2 tRNA genes and 2 rRNA genes are annotated in these 1,236 nt (G+C 51.4%); all 4 read left to right on the top strand.

Going from position 1 to position 1,236, the window contains the following annotated elements:
- Positions 1 to 135: ribosomal RNA gene (locus HHL24_RS43365) — 16S ribosomal RNA — on the top strand; the annotation flags it as partial.
- 64 nt (positions 136 to 199) lie between these two features.
- Positions 200 to 276, top strand: a tRNA-Ile gene (locus HHL24_RS43360).
- Positions 277 to 351: 75 nt separating this feature from the next.
- Positions 352 to 427 (top strand) — tRNA-Ala (locus tag HHL24_RS43355).
- Positions 428 to 766: 339 nt separating this feature from the next.
- A 23S ribosomal RNA gene (locus HHL24_RS43350) occupies positions 767 to 1,236 on the top strand; the annotation flags it as partial.

Genomic DNA, 1,236 nt, shown 5'->3' with positions numbered 1-1,236 from the left:
ACACCATGGGAGTGGGTTTTACCAGAAGTGGCTAGTCTAACCGCAAGGAGGACGGTCACCACGGTAGGATTCATGACTGGGGTGAAGTCGTAACAAGGTAGCCGTATCGGAAGGTGCGGCTGGATCACCTCCTTTCTCGAGCTAACGTGTCAATGCGTTGAGCGCTCACGCTTATCGGCTGTGAACAAGACAGACTCAGGGGTCTGTAGCTCAGTTGGTTAGAGCACCGTCTTGATAAGGCGGGGGTCGATGGTTCGAATCCATCCAGACCCACCACTGTTTCTGCGGTGGCTGCGCTAATGACTGAAACCCCTGGGGCATCAATACGGATAGCAATATCTGTGTGTGACTGGGGGATTAGCTCAGCTGGGAGAGCACCTGCTTTGCAAGCAGGGGGTCGTCGGTTCGATCCCGTCATCCTCCACCAATCTTCAATGCCGGTTTTACTGCGGCGAACATTGAAAAATGTTTGCGGTGTAGTGAAACAGGCATTGGCGATTGAGCCAGTCAGAGTGATACGCGGTTATAGCAACTGCGATATCGGCTGTCGTTCTTTAACAATCAGGAAGAAGTAGTAAAGAGATTCACGAAAGCATACTTAGAGATGGGTGTGTGAGTAGGTGAATCAGGGTTGTGATTGTATCAATGTATGAAAAGGTGATCGAAAGATTGCCTTGGAATACGGCGCAACACGAATACTCAACCTGTAGCGATGTGAGGAGCGTTGCATTCCCAGTGGATGCGACACGAGACACACCCGTTATAGGGTCAAGCGAACAAGTGCATGTGGTGGATGCCTTGGCGATCACAGGCGATGAAGGACGCGGTAGCCTGCGAAAAGCGACGGGGAGCTGGCAAACGAGCTTTGATCCGTCGATGTCCGAATGGGGAAACCCACCTCTTTTGAGGTATCCGTGACTGAATACATAGGTCACGTGAAGCGAACGCGGTGAACTGAAACATCTAAGTAACCGCAGGAAAAGAAATCAACCGAGATTCCCAGAGTAGTGGCGAGCGAAATGGGACCAGCCTGTACTCTTTATCTTCATTGTTAGTCGAAGGCTCTGGAAAGTGCCGCCATAGCAGGTGATAGCCCTGTAGACGAAAACAGCGAGGAAGAACTGGGTGTACGACAAGTAGGGCGGGACACGTGAAATCCTGTCTGAAGATGGGGGGACCATCCTCCAAGGCTAAATACTCGTGATCGACCGATAGTGAACCAGTACCGTGAGGGAA

It is taken from the genome of Paraburkholderia polaris, from assembly GCF_012927345.1.
Lineage (GTDB): Bacteria > Pseudomonadota > Gammaproteobacteria > Burkholderiales > Burkholderiaceae > Paraburkholderia > Paraburkholderia polaris.
Note: the sequence above shows the minus strand (reverse complement) of the source record. Positions and strands in the feature narration are given on the sequence as shown.